The organism is Brevibacillus aydinogluensis (assembly GCF_961514395.1).
Taxonomy (GTDB): domain Bacteria; phylum Bacillota; class Bacilli; order Brevibacillales; family Brevibacillaceae; genus Brevibacillus; species Brevibacillus aydinogluensis.
In genome coordinates this window covers 3935219-3952500 of record NZ_OY569118.1, presented here as the reverse complement: position 1 = coordinate 3952500, position 17282 = coordinate 3935219, and the positions used below count along the sequence as shown (strand labels likewise).

The 17282-nt window shown below is 56.2% G+C and carries 16 protein-coding genes and 1 other annotated feature (1 of these 17 cut by a window edge); of the genes, 15 read left to right on the top strand and 1 reads right to left on the bottom strand.

All coding sequences use genetic code 11. The features are described 5' to 3' along the window. The 9 genes from Q7F15_RS19690 to pssA all read left to right on the top strand — a co-directional run. Positions 1–868: the 3' portion of an MGDG synthase family glycosyltransferase gene (locus Q7F15_RS19690; protein WP_171567130.1), read on the top strand. 263 nt of this gene lie to the left of the window's left edge; only the last 868 of its 1131 coding nucleotides appear in the window; the start codon falls outside the window, past its left edge; the stop codon is at positions 866–868. Between the two features lie 25 nt (positions 869–893). Next, on the top strand, positions 894–1580 hold the full coding sequence (locus Q7F15_RS19685) for an HAD-IA family hydrolase (RefSeq protein WP_171567131.1): 687 nt from the start codon (positions 894–896) through the stop codon (positions 1578–1580). A 534-nt stretch (positions 1581–2114) separates the two neighbouring features. Then, positions 2115–2579 carry a CtsR family transcriptional regulator gene (locus tag Q7F15_RS19680; RefSeq protein WP_230077635.1) on the top strand — a complete coding sequence of 155 codons (465 nt, stop codon included), beginning with the start codon at positions 2115–2117 and terminating at the stop codon, positions 2577–2579. A 45-nt stretch (positions 2580–2624) separates the two neighbouring features. Next, a complete protein-coding gene (mcsA, locus tag Q7F15_RS19675; protein ID WP_171567133.1) occupies positions 2625–3140 on the top strand; it encodes a protein-arginine kinase activator protein McsA in 516 nt (171 codons plus the stop codon). A gap of 21 nt (positions 3141–3161) precedes the next feature. Continuing rightward, a complete protein-coding gene (gene mcsB, locus Q7F15_RS19670) occupies positions 3162–4223 on the top strand; it encodes a protein-arginine kinase McsB (protein ID WP_171567134.1) in 1062 nt (353 codons plus the stop codon). 79 nt (positions 4224–4302) lie between these two features. After that, positions 4303–6753, top strand: coding sequence for an ATP-dependent Clp protease ATP-binding subunit (locus tag Q7F15_RS19665; protein WP_171567135.1), 2451 nt, complete (start codon positions 4303–4305; stop codon positions 6751–6753). A 100-nt stretch (positions 6754–6853) separates the two neighbouring features. After that, positions 6854–8221, top strand: coding sequence for a DNA repair protein RadA (gene radA / locus Q7F15_RS19660; RefSeq protein WP_304414820.1), 1368 nt, complete (start codon positions 6854–6856; stop codon positions 8219–8221). Between the two features lie 9 nt (positions 8222–8230). Continuing rightward, positions 8231–9307, top strand: coding sequence for a DNA integrity scanning diadenylate cyclase DisA (gene disA, locus Q7F15_RS19655; RefSeq protein WP_171567137.1), 1077 nt, complete (start codon positions 8231–8233; stop codon positions 9305–9307). A gap of 111 nt (positions 9308–9418) precedes the next feature. Continuing rightward, entirely contained in the window at positions 9419–10147 is a 729-nt protein-coding gene (gene pssA, locus Q7F15_RS19650) for a CDP-diacylglycerol--serine O-phosphatidyltransferase (protein ID WP_171567138.1), read from the top strand. A gap of 159 nt (positions 10148–10306) precedes the next feature. On the opposite strand, the gene Q7F15_RS19645 is transcribed toward pssA, so the two are convergent. Continuing rightward, positions 10307–10702 (bottom strand): nucleoside triphosphate pyrophosphohydrolase family protein, encoded by a 396-nt coding sequence (locus Q7F15_RS19645; protein ID WP_171567139.1) that lies wholly within the window; start codon positions 10700–10702, stop codon positions 10307–10309. Between the two features lie 290 nt (positions 10703–10992). Between Q7F15_RS19645 and Q7F15_RS19640 the strand changes: the two genes are divergently transcribed. The 6 genes from Q7F15_RS19640 to cysS all read left to right on the top strand — a co-directional run bounded on the left by Q7F15_RS19640 (position 10993) and on the right by cysS (position 17278). Further along, positions 10993–12084 carry a PIN/TRAM domain-containing protein gene (locus Q7F15_RS19640; RefSeq protein ID WP_171567140.1) on the top strand — a complete coding sequence of 364 codons (1092 nt, stop codon included), beginning with the start codon at positions 10993–10995 and terminating at the stop codon, positions 12082–12084. A gap of 21 nt (positions 12085–12105) precedes the next feature. Beyond that, a complete protein-coding gene (gene ispD / locus Q7F15_RS19635) occupies positions 12106–12798 on the top strand; it encodes a 2-C-methyl-D-erythritol 4-phosphate cytidylyltransferase (RefSeq protein WP_171567141.1) in 693 nt (230 codons plus the stop codon). Then, complete coding sequence (ispF, locus tag Q7F15_RS19630) at positions 12795–13283, top strand: 2-C-methyl-D-erythritol 2,4-cyclodiphosphate synthase (RefSeq protein WP_171567142.1); 489 nt, start codon at positions 12795–12797, stop codon at positions 13281–13283. The genes ispD and ispF overlap by 4 nt, the downstream gene beginning before the upstream one ends. Positions 13284–13407: 124 nt before the next feature. Then, entirely contained in the window at positions 13408–14862 is a 1455-nt protein-coding gene (gltX, locus tag Q7F15_RS19625; RefSeq protein WP_304415545.1) for a glutamate--tRNA ligase, read from the top strand. A gap of 25 nt (positions 14863–14887) precedes the next feature. Further along, positions 14888–15144, top strand: a binding site (T-box leader). Positions 15145–15225: 81 nt separating this feature from the next. Then, on the top strand, positions 15226–15891 hold the full coding sequence (cysE, locus tag Q7F15_RS19620) for a serine O-acetyltransferase (protein ID WP_171567144.1): 666 nt from the start codon (positions 15226–15228) through the stop codon (positions 15889–15891). Further along, positions 15872–17278 carry a cysteine--tRNA ligase gene (gene cysS, locus Q7F15_RS19615; protein ID WP_304414819.1) on the top strand — a complete coding sequence of 469 codons (1407 nt, stop codon included), beginning with the start codon at positions 15872–15874 and terminating at the stop codon, positions 17276–17278. Before cysE ends, cysS begins: the two co-directional genes overlap by 20 nt. The last annotated feature ends 4 nt before the right edge of the window (positions 17279–17282 follow it).

Below are 17282 nucleotides of genomic sequence, written 5' to 3'. Positions count from 1 at the left end.
CGCCAACAAGCTGAAAAAGTTGATCAACAGCGTACAGCCTGATGCGTTTATCGCCACACACCCGTTCGCAAGCTGTATGCTGTCCGTTTTGAAAGGGAGAAATGGCTGGCGAGAGCCCATCTACACGATCATTACCGACTATACCATACACCCGTCATGGATCAATCATCACATCAATTATTACTTTATCGCGCATGAACAGTTGTACTATTTGGTGGATATCTACCGGCACGATCATCGGAAGTTCATCCCGCTGGGGATTCCGATCATGCGCAAGTTCCGCCAACCGTTGGACAAGGAGCTCATCCGGCAGAAGCTGCAGATTGCGCCTGGGACGCGCTGCGTCGTCCTCTCCGGAGGCGGTCTGGGACTCGGTTCCATGGAACAGGTTCTGGACGGACTGGAAGCGATCAACCTGCCGCTGAAGACCTTTATCCTCACCGGTACCAACGACAAGCTGTATCGCAAGGTATCCGCACGCACCTACCGACACGAGGTGATGCCGCTGCGGTTTATCAATAACTTTCACGAGTACCTGGAAATCGCCGATCTGATCGTCACCAAATCCGGGGGACTGACGACGGCGGAAGTAATGAGCAAACAGGTGCCGATGATTATTTACAACCCCCTGCCGGGCCAGGAGGAACGAAACAGCCACTTTTTGCTCAACAACGGCTGTGCCGTTCACGCCAATGTGTCCGAGCAGTTGATTTATTTTATCGAGGAATTGCTGCACAATCCGACGAAGGTAGAATACATGAAAAGAATGGCACAAAAAATAGCCAAACCGGATGCTGCAGAACGCATCGCTGATTTCATTCACAACGACATGACAACCCTGTTTGGGGAAGACAAAGAGACAGAGTAACCTGACAGGAACAATGGAGGGAGCCATGAGCATACCGTACGCTGTTTTGTTTGACATGGACGGAACCTTGTTGCAGACGGAGAAGCTGTCGACACCAGCGTTTCAGCGGACGTTTGAACAGCTTCGCGAAAAAGGTCTGTGGGACGGCCCCACCCCTGGTGAGCGGGAATTGGTCAATGTCTTGGGCATGACGATTGAGCAACTCTGGGCAAAATTGCTGCCGGGGGTCAGCGAAGATACCAAACAGATGGCCGATCGGCTGCTTTTGGAAAACGAACTGGCCCTGCTGCGGCAGAACGTCACCGATCTCTACCCGGGTGTCCGCGAAGTGCTTACGAAGCTGCATGCCGAGAACGTGGCCCTGTTTGTCGCCAGCAACGGGCAGGAACAATACATTGAAGCCATCTGCGATCATTACGGGCTGACGCCGCTGTTTACCGACCTGTACTCCGCGGGCCGCTTTCACACGCGTTCGAAACGGGATCTCGTGGCCAAACTGCTGCGTGATTACGATGTGAAACAGGCCGTCATGGTAGGAGACCGGCATTCCGATGTGGAAGCGGGCAAAGCGAACGGCCTGTTTACCGTGGGCTGCGACTTCGGTTTTGCCAAACAGGGGGAACTGGACGGAGCCGATGTGATCATTACCGCATTCTCGCAGCTGCCGGATCACCTGCCGGCCGCGACAACAGTTAACAGCAACCATCCCTAAACATTCCGTTTGGGGATGGTTTCAGCGTGTAGACAAAGTTCGCGGCGCATGGGAGATCGGGCCCGCTCGCTCGCTTGACGCCCAGCGCAGAAGCGGATAAAGTCCGCTCCAAAACGAGACGCGGGCAGGGGACAAACATCTGGGTGTTTCGCGGAAGTGAGACTTGTGTCCCCTGTTGATCCCCGCGTCTTCGTTTTTCCGCTGAGTGGGTCGTCAAAGGAGCTCGCTTGGCCCATCCTGCCATGCGACGGACATTGTCTTTTGCTTCGGTTGATGAATGGGCAGGCCTTCCGGCCTGGAAATCATTTTCTTATGGACGTTTATCCAATGAACGGTTTGTCTTCAGTCTGAAACCATCCCTAAACCTTCCGTTTGGGGATGGCTTTTGTTTTGGTTTCAACGACAGCCATTTTGCCTACACTAGAAACTGTATTCCCCTCTTGCATCCGTGCCATAAAGCCATTATAATCAAAGTCAAAGATAGTCAAAGTCAAGATCAAACAGATCAAACACAGTGGAACAGGAGGCGACGACTTGCGGAACATCTCGGACATTATTGAGCAGCATCTAAAGCGCATCATTCAAGAGAGTCCGAACGGCTCCGTCGAGATACAGCGCAGCGAGCTTGCCGACCTATTTCAGTGTGTGCCGTCACAGATCAATTACGTCATCAACACCCGCTTTACGGTCGAAAAAGGATACATCGTCGAGAGCAAGCGCGGCGGGGGCGGCTACATCCGCATCCGTAAAGTGAAGATCGTCAGCAAAGCCCGGTTGCAGGAGCTGTTGACCGAGGAGCTGATTGGCGAGAGCATCTCTCAGGGAGTGGGTCATGCGATTGTTGACCGCTTGCTGGAGGAAGGGTTGATCAACAACCGGGAAGCGGCTTTGATGAAAATCGCCACCTCGCGCAATGTGCTGACGGTGGAGGCGGAAATCCGCGACCGACTGCGGGCCAACATATTAAAACAGATGATAGCTGCCATTTTGCTGCGGTAGGGACTTTCACCAAGCCAACCCGGACCGGTTAGGAGGGACGATCTGATGAACTGTGAAGAATGCGGGAAACGACCGGCGACGCTGCATCTGACCAAAATCGTCAACGGCAAAAAAACGGAATATCATATCTGTGAGCACTGTGCTCAGGAAAAAGGGGATGTCTTTGCCGGTTTTCACAACTTCAGCATCAACAATCTCCTTTCGGGGCTGTTGCACTTTGATCCAATGACCAAAAAATCGCAGGAACCGGTACAGAAGCCGCTGCGCTGCGAAACCTGCGGGCTCACCTACGCCCAATTCAGCAAAAGCGGCCGGTTCGGTTGCAGCGACTGCTACACGTTTTTGGGCGACCGGTTGGATCCGCTCTTTCGCCGGATTCACGGCAATACCCAGCATATAGGGAAAGTGCCGGAGCGAACTGGCGGTCAACTCAAGCTGCGCAAAGAGCTGGAACAGCTAAAAAGCACGCTGCAGCACTACATCGCCAGCGAAGAGTTTGAAAAGGCGGCCGAAATTCGCGACCGCATCCGGGCGCTGGAACAAAAAATCGCGCAATCGTAAGCAGGGGGAGGTGAGGCGGATATGTCCCAACAGAAGTTCATGCAAAACCCGTGGAGCAACTGGATGAAAGGGGAGGGACCCGATTCCGACATCGTCATCAGCACGCGGCTGCGCATTGCCCGCAACCTGCGGCAGCATCCGTTCCCGCTGCTCGCCACCGATTCCCAGGCGGAAGAGGTCGTGAGGAAAGTGGCGGAGGTGAGCAGAAGCGAAGCGATGAAAAGCCGATACCCGGTGCAGCTGCTCCAGATGGACCAGCTGAGCCCGCTGGAGAAACGCGTGCTGGTAGAAAAACACCTGATCAGTCCCCACCTTGCCGAAGAATCCCGCAAAGGGGCTGTCCTGCTCAGCGAGGATGAATCCGTCAGCATCATGGTAAACGAGGAGGACCACATCCGCATTCAGGTGCTGCTGCCCGGCTTTCAGTTGAATGAAGCATGGGAGGTCGGCACCAAGATTGACGACGTGTTTGAAACGCAGCTGACGTACGCGTTTGACGAGAAGCGGGGGTATCTGACGAGCTGTCCGACCAACGTCGGCACCGGCATCCGCGCCTCGGTCATGCTGCATCTGCCAGCCCTGGTGATGACCCAGCAGATCAATCGCATTTTGCAGGCGATCAATCAGGTAGGACTGGTCGTCCGGGGCATCTACGGCGAAGGCAGTGAAGCGCTGGGCAACCTGTTCCAGCTGTCCAACCAGGTGACGCTGGGGATGTCGGAAGCGGACATCTTGTCCAACTTGTACAGTGTCGCCCGGCAAATTATCGAACAGGAGCGCGTTGCCCGCCGCTATCTGATGGAGCACTCCCGCGTCGACCTGGAGGATCGTATCTACCGTTCCTACGGTATTTTGCGGTACGCGCGAACGATGGAATCAAAGGAAGCGTCACAGCGCCTCTCCGACGTTCGACTGGGCCTTGATCTGGGCCTGATCAAAAACGTGTCGCACCAGTTGTTGAATGAGCTGCTGGTGACGACGCAGCCCGGGTTCCTGCAGCATCGCGCCGGGCAGAAACTGACGCCGGAACAACGGGACGAACGGCGGGCCCGGCTGATTCGGGAGCGCCTCTCCGCCCACTGAGAACACAGGCAGTTGAGCAACAGCATTACAAATTGGCTTTTCCCATAGAGAGAACATACTGGTTGGAGGTGTACGCGATATGATGTTTGGACGTTTTACCGAACGAGCTCAAAAAGTGTTGGCGCTGGCGTTGGAGGAAGCCGTCCGCCTGGGTCACAAGGACATCGGCACAGAGCACGTGCTTCTCGGGCTGATCAGGGAAGGCGAAGGCATCGCCGCCAAGGCATTGCAATCGCTGGGACTTGGTCTCGACAAGATTCAAAGCGAAGTGGAGTCGCTGATCGGCCGCGGCACGGAACAAAACGGAGGCAACTACACGCCCAACTACACCCCCCGTGCCAAAAAGGTCATTGAACTGTCCATGGACGAAGCACGCAAGCTGGGTCACACCTACGTCGGTACGGAGCACATCCTGCTCGGTCTGATCCGTGAAGGGGAGGGGATCGCCGCGCGGATCATGAACAACCTGGGCGTCAGCCTGAACAAAGCCCGTCAGCAAGTGCTGCAGCTTTTGGGCAGCTCTGAAATGATGAACGCCCATCAGGCGTCCGGCGGCAATCCGTCGGCCAACACGCCAACCTTGGACAGCCTGGCCCGCGACTTGACGGCGATTGCCCGCGAAGGCGGCCTGGACCCGGTGATCGGCCGGCAGAAGGAGATTGAGCGCGTGATCCAGGTGCTCAGCCGACGGACGAAGAACAACCCCGTGCTGATCGGGGAGCCCGGCGTTGGGAAAACGGCGATCGCCGAAGGCCTGGCGCAAAAGATTGTGAACAACGAAATTCCCGAGACGCTGCGCGACAAGCGCGTCATGACCCTGGACATGGGCACCGTGGTGGCGGGTACCAAGTACCGCGGTGAATTTGAAGACCGGTTGAAAAAGATCATGGATGAAATCCGCCAGGCGGGCAACATCATCCTGTTCATCGACGAGCTGCACACCCTGATCGGGGCAGGCGGTGCAGAAGGCGCGATTGACGCGTCCAACATCCTCAAGCCGGCGTTGGCCCGCGGTGAACTGCAGTGCGTCGGTGCGACCACGCTGGACGAATACCGCAAATACATCGAAAAAGACGCGGCCCTGGAGCGCCGTTTCCAACCGATTCAAGTGGATGAACCGACCGTGGAGGATGCGATCAAGATCCTGCACGGGCTGCGCGACCGCTACGAAGCGCACCACCGCGTCAAGATCACGGACGAGGCGATCGAACAGGCGGTGAAGCTGTCTGACCGCTACATTACCGACCGCTTCCTGCCGGACAAGGCGATCGACCTGATCGACGAGGCGGCGTCCAAAGTGCGTCTGCAATCCTTTACCGTGCCGCCGAATCTGAAAGAGCTGGAAAGCCGCCTGGAAGAGGTGCGCAAGGAAAAGGATGCAGCTGTCCAATCCCAGGAGTTTGAAGAAGCGGCTGCGCTGCGCGACCAGGAGCAGAAGCTGCGCGAAGAGCTGGAGAAGACGAAAAAAGATTGGAAAGAGCGTCAGGGCAAGCTGAACATGGAAGTGACGCCGGAGGACATCGCTCATGTGGTGGCCAACTGGACCGGCATCCCCGTGGTCAAATTGAAGGAAGAAGAGACGGAGCGCCTGCTGAAGATGGAGGAGATTTTGCACGACCGCGTCATCGGCCAGGACGAAGCGGTCAAGTCCATCTCCCGTGCGATCCGCCGCGCCCGCGCCGGTCTGAAGGACCCGAAACGGCCGATCGGTTCGTTTATTTTCCTTGGCCCGACCGGTGTCGGGAAAACGGAATTGGCTCGCGCGGTGGCGGAAGCCCTGTTCGGCGACGAAGACGCGATGATCCGCATCGACATGTCCGAGTACATGGAGAAGCATTCGACCGCCCGTCTTGTCGGCGCGCCTCCGGGATACATCGGCTACGACGAAGGCGGCCAGCTCACCGAAAAAGTGCGTCGCAGACCGTACTCGGTCATCCTGCTGGATGAGATCGAAAAAGCGCACCCGGATGTCTTCAACATCCTGCTGCAAGTGCTGGATGACGGCCGTCTGACCGACTCCAAGGGGCGCACGGTGGACTTCCGCAACACGGTGGTGATCATGACTTCCAACGTGGGCGCCAACATGATCAAGAAAAACACGACGCTCGGCTTCACCACCGGCGATACCGAGAAAAAGTATCAGGACATGAAAGACAAAGTGATGGACGAGTTGAAGAGAAGCTTCCGTCCGGAATTCCTGAACCGGATCGACGAAGTGATCGTCTTCCACTCGCTGGAGCAGGAGCACATCGAGCAGATCGTCACCCTGATGACGGAAGAACTGCGCAAGCGCCTGAGAGAACAAGAGATCGATTTCCAACTGACCGATGCGGCCAAGAAAGTGCTGGCCAAAGAGGGCTTCGATCCGGCGTACGGAGCCCGCCCGCTCCGCCGCGCCATCCAGCGTCACATCGAGGACAAATTGTCCGAAGAACTGCTGAAGGGCACCATCCACAAAGGCGACACGGTCACCATCGACGCAGAAGACGACAAACTGGTCGTGAAGCGGTTGGAAAAGACCACGTCGTAATTCAATAAGGAAAGAATGCCTCCAAAACAGGAGGTATTCTTTTTTTGTGCGCCCATGTATGATAAACATGTATAGGAGAATTCCCAGATGAGGTACGGTTATGTCAAAGTATAAAACGAAATACGCGTGTCAAGAATGTGGCTATGAATCGCCCAAATGGATGGGCAAATGTCCGGGTTGCAACAAGTGGAACACGATGGTCGAAGAAGTGGCGGTCAAATCGTCTCACCGGTACGAGCTGACGGTTGGCAGGCAGCGTACGGAAGCCATGCCGCTGACGCAGGTGGCGAGCGAGGAAGAACCGCGGATGGATACGAGGCTCGGCGAATTGAACCGCGTATTGGGCGGCGGACTTGTTCCCGGGTCGCTGATTCTTGTCGGCGGGGATCCCGGGATTGGCAAATCAACCCTGCTGCTGCAGACGTCGTTTGCGCTCGCCCATCAGGGGTTAAAAGTACTGTACGTCTCCGGCGAGGAGTCGGCGAAGCAGATCAAGCTGCGGGCCGACCGCCTCGGGATGAATACTCCGCCCATGTACGTGTTGGCGGAAAACGACTTGGAACTGATCGAACAGCATATTAATCATATAGATCCGCATGTGTTAATTATTGACTCGATACAAACCGTGTTTCACCCCGCCGTTCAGTCTGCGGCGGGCAGCGTGGCGCAGGTGCGGGAGGCGACTGCCCAGCTGATGCGCATTGCCAAGGGCAAGGGCATCGCCACCTTCATCGTCGGCCACGTGACCAAGGAAGGTTCCATCGCCGGCCCCCGCATGCTGGAGCACATGGTGGATGCCGTGCTTTACTTTGAAGGGGAGCGGCACAACACCTTCCGCATCTTGCGGGCGGTGAAAAACCGCTTTGGCTCCACCAATGAGATCGGGATTTTTGAGATGAAAGATCGTGGCTTGGCAGAAGTGAGCAATCCGTCGGAAATCTTTCTCGCGGAACGGCCCATCGGCGTCGCTGGTTCCACGGTGGTGGCCAGCATGGAAGGGACGCGGCCGGTGCTGGTGGAACTGCAGGCGCTGGTGGCCCCCACCAGCTTTGTAACACCCCGCCGGATGGCGACCGGGGTGGATCATCAGCGCGTGGCCATGATCATGGCTGTGCTGGAAAAGCGCATGGGACTGATGCTGCAAAACCAGGATGCGTACGTCAACGTGGCTGGCGGCGTGCGGCTGGATGAGCCGGCCGTCGATTTGGCGATTGCCGTCAGCATCGCCAGCAGCTTCCGCGATCAGCCGACCAATCCACATGACGTCGTCATCGGTGAAGTGGGGCTGACGGGCGAAGTGCGCGGCGTTTCCCGGATCGAACAGCGGGTCAGGGAAGCCCACAAGCTGGGGTTCAAGCGGGTGATCATTCCGGAAAAGAACATCCGCGGCTTGGAAGTCCCGACCGGCATAGACGTAATCGGCATCAGCAACATAGCCGATGCTTTGGACGAGGTGCTAAGGGGGTAAAGGCAACCTATGTTCGAGACAAATAAAAGAGAACCGCAGTTCAGCGATGTATTGCGCCTCGTCGCTCCCGGCACGCCGCTTCGCGAGGGGCTGGAAAACGTGCTGCGTGCGAAAACGGGCGGCCTGATCGTCGTCGGATACGGTCCGGAGATGAAAGGCATCGTGGACGGGGGCTTTTCCATTAATAGTGACTTCACGCCCGCTCATTTGTATGAATTGGCCAAGATGGATGGGGCGATCATAGTTAGTGAAGACGCCAAGCGAATTTTGTTCGCCAACGCCCAGTTGATTCCCCCCGCCTCCATCCCTTCGAGCGAGACGGGAACGCGGCATCGTACGGCGCAGCGGACGGCCATTCAGACGAATCACCTGGTCATCGCCATCTCCCAACGGCGTAACGTGATCACGCTGTATCAAGGCCATTTCCGCTACGTCTTGAACGAGATCAGCGTAATTTTGGCCAAGGCAAATCAGGCCCTTTCCACGCTGGAAAAGTACAAGGCCGTACTGGATCAGTCGCTGACCAACCTGGGCGCAATGGAGTTTGAAGAATTGGTGACGCTGCACGAAGTCACCTCTGTTTTGCAGCGGATCGAGATGGTTTTACGCATCAAGGCGGAAATTACCAAGTATATTTATGAATTGGGGACGGAAGGGCGGCTTGTCAGCATGCAGGTGGATGAGCTGGTCGCCAATATCGAAGAGGAAGCCCGCATGCTTGTTCGCGATTACTGCCGCGATCCCAACCTGTCACCGGAACAAGCGCTCAGGGACATGAAGAAATTAAGCGGCGATGAAATGTTGGAAATCAGTTCATTTTTGCGAATCCTTGGCTATCCCAGCAGCACCAGCATGCTGGAGGAGTCGGTGTCGCCGCGCGGGTACCGCATTCTCAACAAGATTCCCCGCCTGCCGATGACGATCATCACAAACCTGGTGGATCATTTTCACAATCTGCCGCGGATCATGATGGCCACCATTGAGGAGCTGGACGAGGTGGACGGCATCGGCGAAGTGAGGGCGCGGGCGATCAAGGATGGGTTAAAGCGGATCCAGGAGCAGGTGTTCATTGACAGGCATATTTAAGGTAGAATAGGATACAGGCAGGCATGATTGCATTGAACTTTGCCAAGGGGACTTGCCGGCAATGGACAGACGTTTCGTGTCTCCTTTGCGAACCAAACCAGGAGGTAGTCTATGTTCGTGAAATCGTTGCCGAACATGCTAACCATAAGTAACTTGTTTTTGGGAATCGTCGCCATCATTCTCGCGTTTCAGGGCGACCAGTACGTGGAATACGCGGCGATTACCGTCATCGTCGGGATGCTGATGGACGGATTGGATGGACGGGTGGCCCGCATGCTGAACGTGCAGAGCGAGTTTGGCAAGGAGCTGGATTCCCTTTCCGACGTCATTACGTTCGGGGTAGCCCCGGCGTTTATCATGTATGTGGTAGCATTGCAGGATTTGCACCTGTTCGGCATTATCGTGACGGCCATCTTCCCGATTTGCGGGGCACTCAGGCTGGCGCGCTTCAACGTCCAGGCAGGCGTGCCCGGCTACTTCGTCGGTCTGCCAATCACGGCTGCGGGCGGGGTGCTGGCGACGCTGGCCCTGTACCACCAGGTGTTCAACGTGGCGATGCTGGCAGCTGGCATGCTGCTGCTGGCCTTTTTGATGGTGTCCACCATCAAGTATCCAAACTTCAAAAAGGTGGGCATTCCGAAATCCGCGTATTGGATCACGCCGATCATTGTGGCGATTGTCGTGGTCGTGGCGATCAAGTATCCGCAGCAGTTTCCCAAAATCGTCTTCCTGCCGCTTGCCATTTACGCCCTGTACGGAATAAAAAAAAACGTTGACCTGTTGGTGAAAAAACTGCGTAAGAAAAAGGAAAACGAAGAAGAGTCGCTGCCATTTGAATAACGCCTCGCGGACGCATCCCGGTTTGTTTGGATGCAGACCGTCCAGCTTGTCTTGTCGAATTTTCGGTAAGACTGCCGAAAAAAACCCGCTCGCAAAAGCGGGTTTTTTTGTTGAAGTTGCAACTTTTCTTTGCGTACAATCGTAATACAAATTGGGAGTCTATGACAGATTGAATACCCCGAGGGTATTGAGACGCTCCGACTCCTGCCGGATGACGTCTTCCAGCCTGATGTCGGTAATGTTGCAAAGCGCGGTGAGGTAGAAGAGGTTTTTGCCAAGCTCTGCCGTCAGCACGTCGCGGCAATGCTCGCACAAGGGGCCGGTAAAATGAGTGTCCAAGAGCGATTTGTTTTCCTGCAAACTTTTACCGGGATCATAAGACTGCTTCCTGGCAACCACTTCGACACAGCCGCATTCGGTGATGGCTTTGGTCAGTGAACGGTTGATGCGGGCCGCTGTTTCCTGAATTTTGGACATGACGTCCAGCACGCTGCGGTGTCTGAGCAGCAGCTCCGAGACCTGCGTTTGAAAGTCGTCCACGTTTCGATGGTCCATATGGGTCACCTCTGCTTCAGGCTGTTGATATCGTCAGAATTTTTCATTCAATTTGCTACTGTCATTATAAGAAGGGAATCTGTCCCCTGTCAAATTGGGAACGGAGGAAAACGGGCGTTCTCCATTGACGGAAATTTAACATGTATGTTAAAATTTTTGGCTATTTGACACTGCGATTTTATCTTTGATATAGTGGGGGATAAGTGAAGACATGAAATGTGTGAGCCATGTTGAGGAAGCAGGGTTTTTCCTGCGGACTTCTGTCTATATTAATAAGAGGAGGTGAAGGCATGGTTCGCCGATTGGGAAAAACTTTTTTTGTGCTGGTCGGGGGCGGCCTGGGTTACAAATTTGGTCCCGACCTGTTTGATTTGCTGGATACGCTGCTCAATTTTGGTGACGTGCATTACAAGAGTTATATCGGAGCCGTTTTAGGCGCCGTGATATTCTTCTTCCTCGCCAACTGGCTGGTCGATTACACGCTGCGCATCGTCCGCTGGGGGGAAGAGACGCTGATCAAGCTGCCGATTGTGGATGTCATGTTTGGTGCGATGGGGTTGATTATTGGTCTAATTGTTGCCTTTTTATTATTCCTTCCCATCAGCAACATCCCGATTCCGGTAATAGGTGATCTGCTGCCGCTGATGGTGTCGTGTCTGCTCGGATACCTGGGCTTCCAGGTGGGCTTCCGGAAGCGTGACGAGATCATGTCCGTCTTTTCCATCGGGCGCAGGGATAAAGGCAAAAAGGAAAACAATGGTGCACCATCCAACGTGGAGTACAAGATTTTGGACACCAGCGTGATTATCGACGGGCGGATTGCCGACATCTGCCGGACGGGTTTTTTGGAAGGTGTGCTGGTGATTCCCGGTTTCGTGCTGGAAGAACTGCAGCACATTGCTGACTCGTCTGACGTGTTAAAGCGCAACCGCGGCCGCCGCGGACTGGATATCCTGAACAAGATTCAGAAAGAAATGAAGGTCAAGGTGCAGATCTACGAAGGAGACTTTGAAGAGGTCTCCGAAGTGGACAGCAAGCTGATCAAGCTGGCGAAGGTGATGAACGGCAAAGTCGTCACCAACGATTTCAACCTGAACAAGGTGTGCGAACTGCAGGGCGTGTCGGTGCTGAACATCAACGATCTGGCCAATGCGGTCAAACCGGTGGTTCTCCCCGGCGAAGAGCTGACCGTCCAGGTGATCAAGGACGGCAAGGAGCATGGCCAAGGGGTGGCGTACCTGGACGACGGCACGATGATCGTCGTCGAAGGAGGACGCGACTACATCGGCAATGACGTTGACGTGCTGGTCACCAGCGTGCTGCAAACCTCGGCGGGGCGAATGATCTTCGCCAAGCCCAAGCTGTTGGAAAAAGCATTGTAGAGACTGGAGAGGAATGGGGACGTGAACACGGGAGTCGTGATAGTCGCAGCTGGTTCCGGCAAGCGAATGGGAGCAGAGCGCAACAAAGTGTGGCTGCCATTGGGCGGCGAGCCGATTTTGGCCCACACCGTTCGCCTGTTTGCCAATCACCCGGAGATCGGCGAAGTGGTTCTGGTGGTCAGCGAGCGCGACCACGCCGATGTGCTCGCCTGGCTCCGACGGGAGAAGTTGAAGCTGACCGTCGCGCTGGGCGGTGCCGAACGGCAGGACAGCGTGCGCAGCGGGTTGGCCGCCCTTTCCCCAGACTGCTCGTATGTACTCGTGCACGATGCCGCCCGTCCTTTCGTGACCAGGGAACAGATCAGCGAGTTGATTCGGCGGGTCCAGCGGGAGCAGGCGACGATCATGGCTGTTCCTGTGAAGGATACCATTAAAGTGATCGGGGCGAACGGCACAGTCCAATCGACCCCGGCACGCGAGAGCTTGTGGGCGGTGCAAACCCCACAAGCTTTTCGTGTTTCCTTGTTGCGGGAGGCGCATCAGGCGGCACTTGGAGCGGGCAAAACGGGAACGGACGACGCCATGCTGGTGGAGTGGCTGGGTCATCCCGTCACTGTCATGATGGGGAGTTATGAAAACATCAAGATCACCACGCCGGACGATTTGTGGCTGGGCGAGGAGATTTTGCGCAGAAGAAAGGGAGAGCAGCGATGAGAATTGGACAGGGATTTGACGTGCATCAACTGGTGGAAGGACGCCCCTGCATTATCGGTGGTGTGACCATTCCCTACGAAAAAGGGCTGTTGGGCCACTCTGACGCCGATGTGCTGCTGCACGCGATCACCGACGCTCTGCTCGGGGCGATCGGCGAAGGGGACATCGGCCGCCATTTTCCCGATTACGATCCGGCGTTCAAGGACGCGGACAGCGTCAAACTGATGGAACACGTCTGGAAGCTGGTTAAAGAGCGGGGATACCGCCTGGGCAACGTGGACGCCACCATTATCGCCCAGGCGCCGAAAATGGCGCCGTATATTCCACAGATGCGGGAAATCATTGCCCGCGTGCTGGAAGCGGACGAGCTGTCCCAGGTAAATGTAAAGGCAACCACCACCGAAAAGCTGGGCTTTACCGGCCGCGGAGAGGGAATTGCTGCCCAGGCCGTCTGCTTGCTTGTCAAGCAGCGGGCAGAGGTGTAAGATAAGAGCTTAGAAACGAAAAAGTCAGTGATGCAGACCCGGAAACATGGGCAACGCAGTCCAGCCCTGTTTCCGCCTTTTTTACACCTTCAAGGAATAGGATGGTGCTTCTCATGGCGAAAAAATCCGTACGCGATACGCTCCCAGTCCGACGGGGCATCTACATATCGGCGGCGCGCGCACGGCGCTGTTCAACTATTTGTTTGCCAAGCATATGGGGGGCGAGTTCATCGTCCGCATCGAGGATACCGACCAAACACGCAACGTGGAAAACGCTGACGAAGAACAGATGAAAAATCTCAAATGGCTCGGCATCCAGTGGGATGAAGGTGCCGACATCGGCGGGCCGTACGGGCCGTACCGGCAGATGGACCGCCTGGACATCTACCGCAAATACATCGATCAACTGCTGGCCGAGGGCAAGGCGTACTACTGCTACGCGACCAAGGAAGAACTGGACGCGGAGCGGGAAGAGCAGATTGCCCGCGGCGAGACTCCGCGGATCTCGGAAAAACACCGCAACGTAACGCCGGAACAGCGGGAGCAGTACGAGCGGGAAGGCCGCGTTCCGTCTGTTCACTTCAAGGTTCCGGACGACAAGGTGTACGTCGTCAACGACCTGATTCGCGGACAGGTGACGTTTGAAACCAAAGAGATGGGCGATTTCGTCATCTGTCGACCGGACGGCATTCCCACTTACAACTTTGCGGTCGTGATCGACGACCATTTGATGGAGATCAGCCACGTCATCCGCGGCGAGGAGCACTTGTCCAACACTCCGCGCCAGTTGATGATTTACGAAGCGTTGGGCTGGGAGCCGCCGCAGTTCGCGCACCTGGCGCTGATTCTCAACCAGGAAGGCAAAAAGATGTCGAAGCGCGACGAGAGCATTATCCAGTTTATCGAACAGTACCGTGAACTGGGCTTTTTGCCGGAAGCGATCGTCAACTTCATGGTGCTGCTCGGATGGTCGCCGGGCGGGGAGGAAGAGATCTTCGCCATGGAGGACATCATCAAGCTGTTCTCCCTGGACCGCGTCAGCAAGTCGCCGGCGGTTTTCGACACGGCCAAGATGAACTGGATGAACAACTACTACCTGAAGCGGCAGCCGCTTGATCTCATCACCGACATGTGCATTCCGCACCTGCAAAAGGCAGGGTTTATCGAGGAGACGCTGTCCGAAGAGAAGCGGGCATGGGTGCGCGAGATCGTCGCTCTCTACCAGGAGCAGATGTCCTACTGTGCGCAGATCGTGCCGCTGGCGGCGCTTTTCTTCCTCGACGAAGTGGTGTACGATGAAGAAGCGAAGGCGGTATTGAAGGAACCGCAATTGCCTGAGGTGCTGGAATCGTTTGTCAAACACCTGTCGGCACTGAACGAATATAATACGGATACGATCAAAGCAGTGCTGAAAGAGGTGCAAAAAGAAACGGGCCACAAAGGCAAGGCCCTGTTCATGCCGGTACGCGTGGCGTCTACCGGTCAGGCACACGGGCGCGATCTGGCTGTGACGCTCTACCTGTTGGGCAAAGACAAGGTGCTGGAACGCGTCAAACGCGTCCTGACGCACGGTGAATGATGAAATTATAAATATATAAGGAAAGACAAATGCGAGGAACAGGAGAAGTACAGCAGCCTCCACGTCTCCAGAGAGGATGGGCAGGTGGGAGCCATCCGGCGTGCGCTGTTTGGAAATGCACCTGGGAGCAGTGACCTGAACCCTCGTCCTTATGGGCGCGAAAGTAGGGCAGACGGTACCCCGCCGTTACCGGGAGATGAGCGAGATCGTCAGCACGGCCACTAGGCGCCGTTTCCGGGACGGTCTAAGCAGAGTGGAACCGCGGTTAACACCGTCTCTGCCTCCTTCGTACGCGAAGGCGGCCGGGGCGGTTTTTCTTTTTCCAACTTCCAACGAAAGCAATCTGGCAGGAGGTGTCATCCTATGTTCAGACAGATGCGAGACGACATTCAAGCGGTATTCGAGCGGGACCCGGCGGCCCGCAGCACGTTGGAGGTGGTCTTGACCTACTCCGGACTGCACGCCATCTGGGGTCACCGGATTGCGCACAAACTGTGGAAGGCCGGATGGTGTACGCTGGCCCGGATCGTTTCCCAGTTTGTCCGGTTTATGACCGGCATCGAGATTCACCCGGGAGCGAAGATCGGCAGACGGCTGTTCATCGACCACGGGATGGGCGTTGTCATTGGCGAGACCTGTGAAATCGGCGACAACGTCACCATCTACCAGGGTGTGACGCTGGGCGGCACGGGCAAGGAAAAAGGCAAGCGCCATCCCACCGTTGGCAACAATGTGATTATCGCCACCGGCGCAAAAGTGCTCGGATCGTTCAAGATCGGCGACAACTCCAAAATCGGGGCGGGAGCCGTCGTGCTGCAGGAGGTGCCGCCCAACTCCACCGTGGTTGGAATCAAGGCTCGCATCGTCATTCAGGACGGCAAGCGCGTCTCGTACGACCTGGATCATGTCAATCTGCCCGACCCGCTGGCTGACACGATTCGGCAAATGCAGCGGGAAATCGAGCAGCTTCGCAACGAAGTGAACGCATTAAGGGAGGAAGCGAAAAGCAATGAGCATACAGTTTACTAATACCCTGACCCGGCGAAAGGAACCGTTCGTTCCGCTTGAGCCGGGCAAGGTGAAGATGTACGTATGCGGACCGACCGTGTACAACTACATTCACATCGGCAACGCCCGCCCGGCTATCGTATTTGATACCCTGCGCCGGTATTTGCAGTACCGCGGATACCAGGTCACGTTTGTGCAGAACATTACGGATGTGGACGACAAGCTGATCCGCGTCGCCAACGAGGAGGGCACGACTGTCAAGGAAGTGGCCGACCGTTACATGGCGGCCTACAACGAAGACCTGCGCGCTCTCAACGTGCTGCCGCCCGACATTCAGCCGCGCGTGATGCAGACGATTCCCGAAATCATCCGTTTTATCGAGGGACTGATCGAGAAAGGCTATGCGTATGAGAGCGAAGGGGACGTCTATTTCCGCACCGGCCGCTTCAGCGAATACGGCAAGCTCTCCCACCAGCCGCTGGACGATTTGCAGGCGGGTGCCCGCGTGGAAGTAAACGAGAAGAAGGAAAACCCGCTGGACTTCGCGCTGTGGAAAGCGGCCAAGCGGGGTGAGATCAGCTGGGAAAGTCCGTGGGGTCAAGGGCGTCCGGGCTGGCACATCGAGTGCTCCGCGATGGCGCTCAAATTCCTCGGCGAACAGATCGACATTCACGCCGGCGGGTCCGACCTGGTGTTTCCCCATCACGAAAACGAAATTGCCCAGTCGGAATGCTACACCGGCAAAGTATTTGCCCGCTACTGGCTGCACAACGGCATGCTGAACATCAACAACGAAAAGATGTCCAAGTCTCTCGGCAATTTCCTTCTGGCGCGGGAACTGATCGAGCGATACGGCGGGCAGTTGATCCGCTTTTTCATGCTGCTGGGCCACTACCGCAACCCGATCAATTTCAGCGACGATTTGCTGGAACAGGCGGCCAACGGTTTGGAGCGGATCAAGACCGCCTACGCCAACCTGCTGCACCGGCTGGAGACAGCACGCCCGGAGGAGCCCAACGGCCAGGCTGAGGAGCAGGCCCGGATCATCAGCAACCTGCGGGAGCGGTTTATCACCGAGATGGACGACGATCTGAACACGGCCAACGCCATTACCGTGCTGTTTGACGTGGTGAAGGAAGCCAACCTGTACATGCGCAACCAAAACGTCGGTCAGCAGGAGATTGCGGCATATCGCGACCTGCTGCTGGAGCTGACCGGTGTGCTGGGACTGAAGCTGGAGCAGGAGCAGGAACTCCTGGACAGCGAAGTGGAGGCGCTCATCGCTGAGCGGACGGAAGCGCGCAAATCACGCAATTTTGCCCGCGCGGACGAGATTCGCGACCTGCTGGCTGCAAAGGGAATCATTCTGGAAGACACCCCGCAGGGCGTTCGTTGGCGCCGCAAGTAAAGGG

Coding starts and splice junctions, on each gene's coding strand:
- Q7F15_RS19685 (WP_171567131.1), top strand. CDS start 894: ATGAGCATACCGTACGCTGTTTTGTTTGACATGGACGGAACCTTGTTG.
- mcsA (WP_171567133.1), top strand. CDS start 2,625: ATGAACTGTGAAGAATGCGGGAAACGACCGGCGACGCTGCATCTGACC.
- mcsB (WP_171567134.1), top strand. CDS start 3,162: ATGTCCCAACAGAAGTTCATGCAAAACCCGTGGAGCAACTGGATGAAA.
- Q7F15_RS19665 (WP_171567135.1), top strand. CDS start 4,303: ATGATGTTTGGACGTTTTACCGAACGAGCTCAAAAAGTGTTGGCGCTG.
- radA (WP_304414820.1), top strand. CDS start 6,854: ATGTCAAAGTATAAAACGAAATACGCGTGTCAAGAATGTGGCTATGAA.
- disA (WP_171567137.1), top strand. CDS start 8,231: ATGTTCGAGACAAATAAAAGAGAACCGCAGTTCAGCGATGTATTGCGC.
- pssA (WP_171567138.1), top strand. CDS start 9,419: ATGTTCGTGAAATCGTTGCCGAACATGCTAACCATAAGTAACTTGTTT.
- Q7F15_RS19645 (WP_171567139.1), bottom strand. CDS start 10,702: ATGGACCATCGAAACGTGGACGACTTTCAAACGCAGGTCTCGGAGCTG.
- Q7F15_RS19640 (WP_171567140.1), top strand. CDS start 10,993: ATGGTTCGCCGATTGGGAAAAACTTTTTTTGTGCTGGTCGGGGGCGGC.
- ispF (WP_171567142.1), top strand. CDS start 12,795: ATGAGAATTGGACAGGGATTTGACGTGCATCAACTGGTGGAAGGACGC.
- cysE (WP_171567144.1), top strand. CDS start 15,226: ATGTTCAGACAGATGCGAGACGACATTCAAGCGGTATTCGAGCGGGAC.
- cysS (WP_304414819.1), top strand. CDS start 15,872: ATGAGCATACAGTTTACTAATACCCTGACCCGGCGAAAGGAACCGTTC.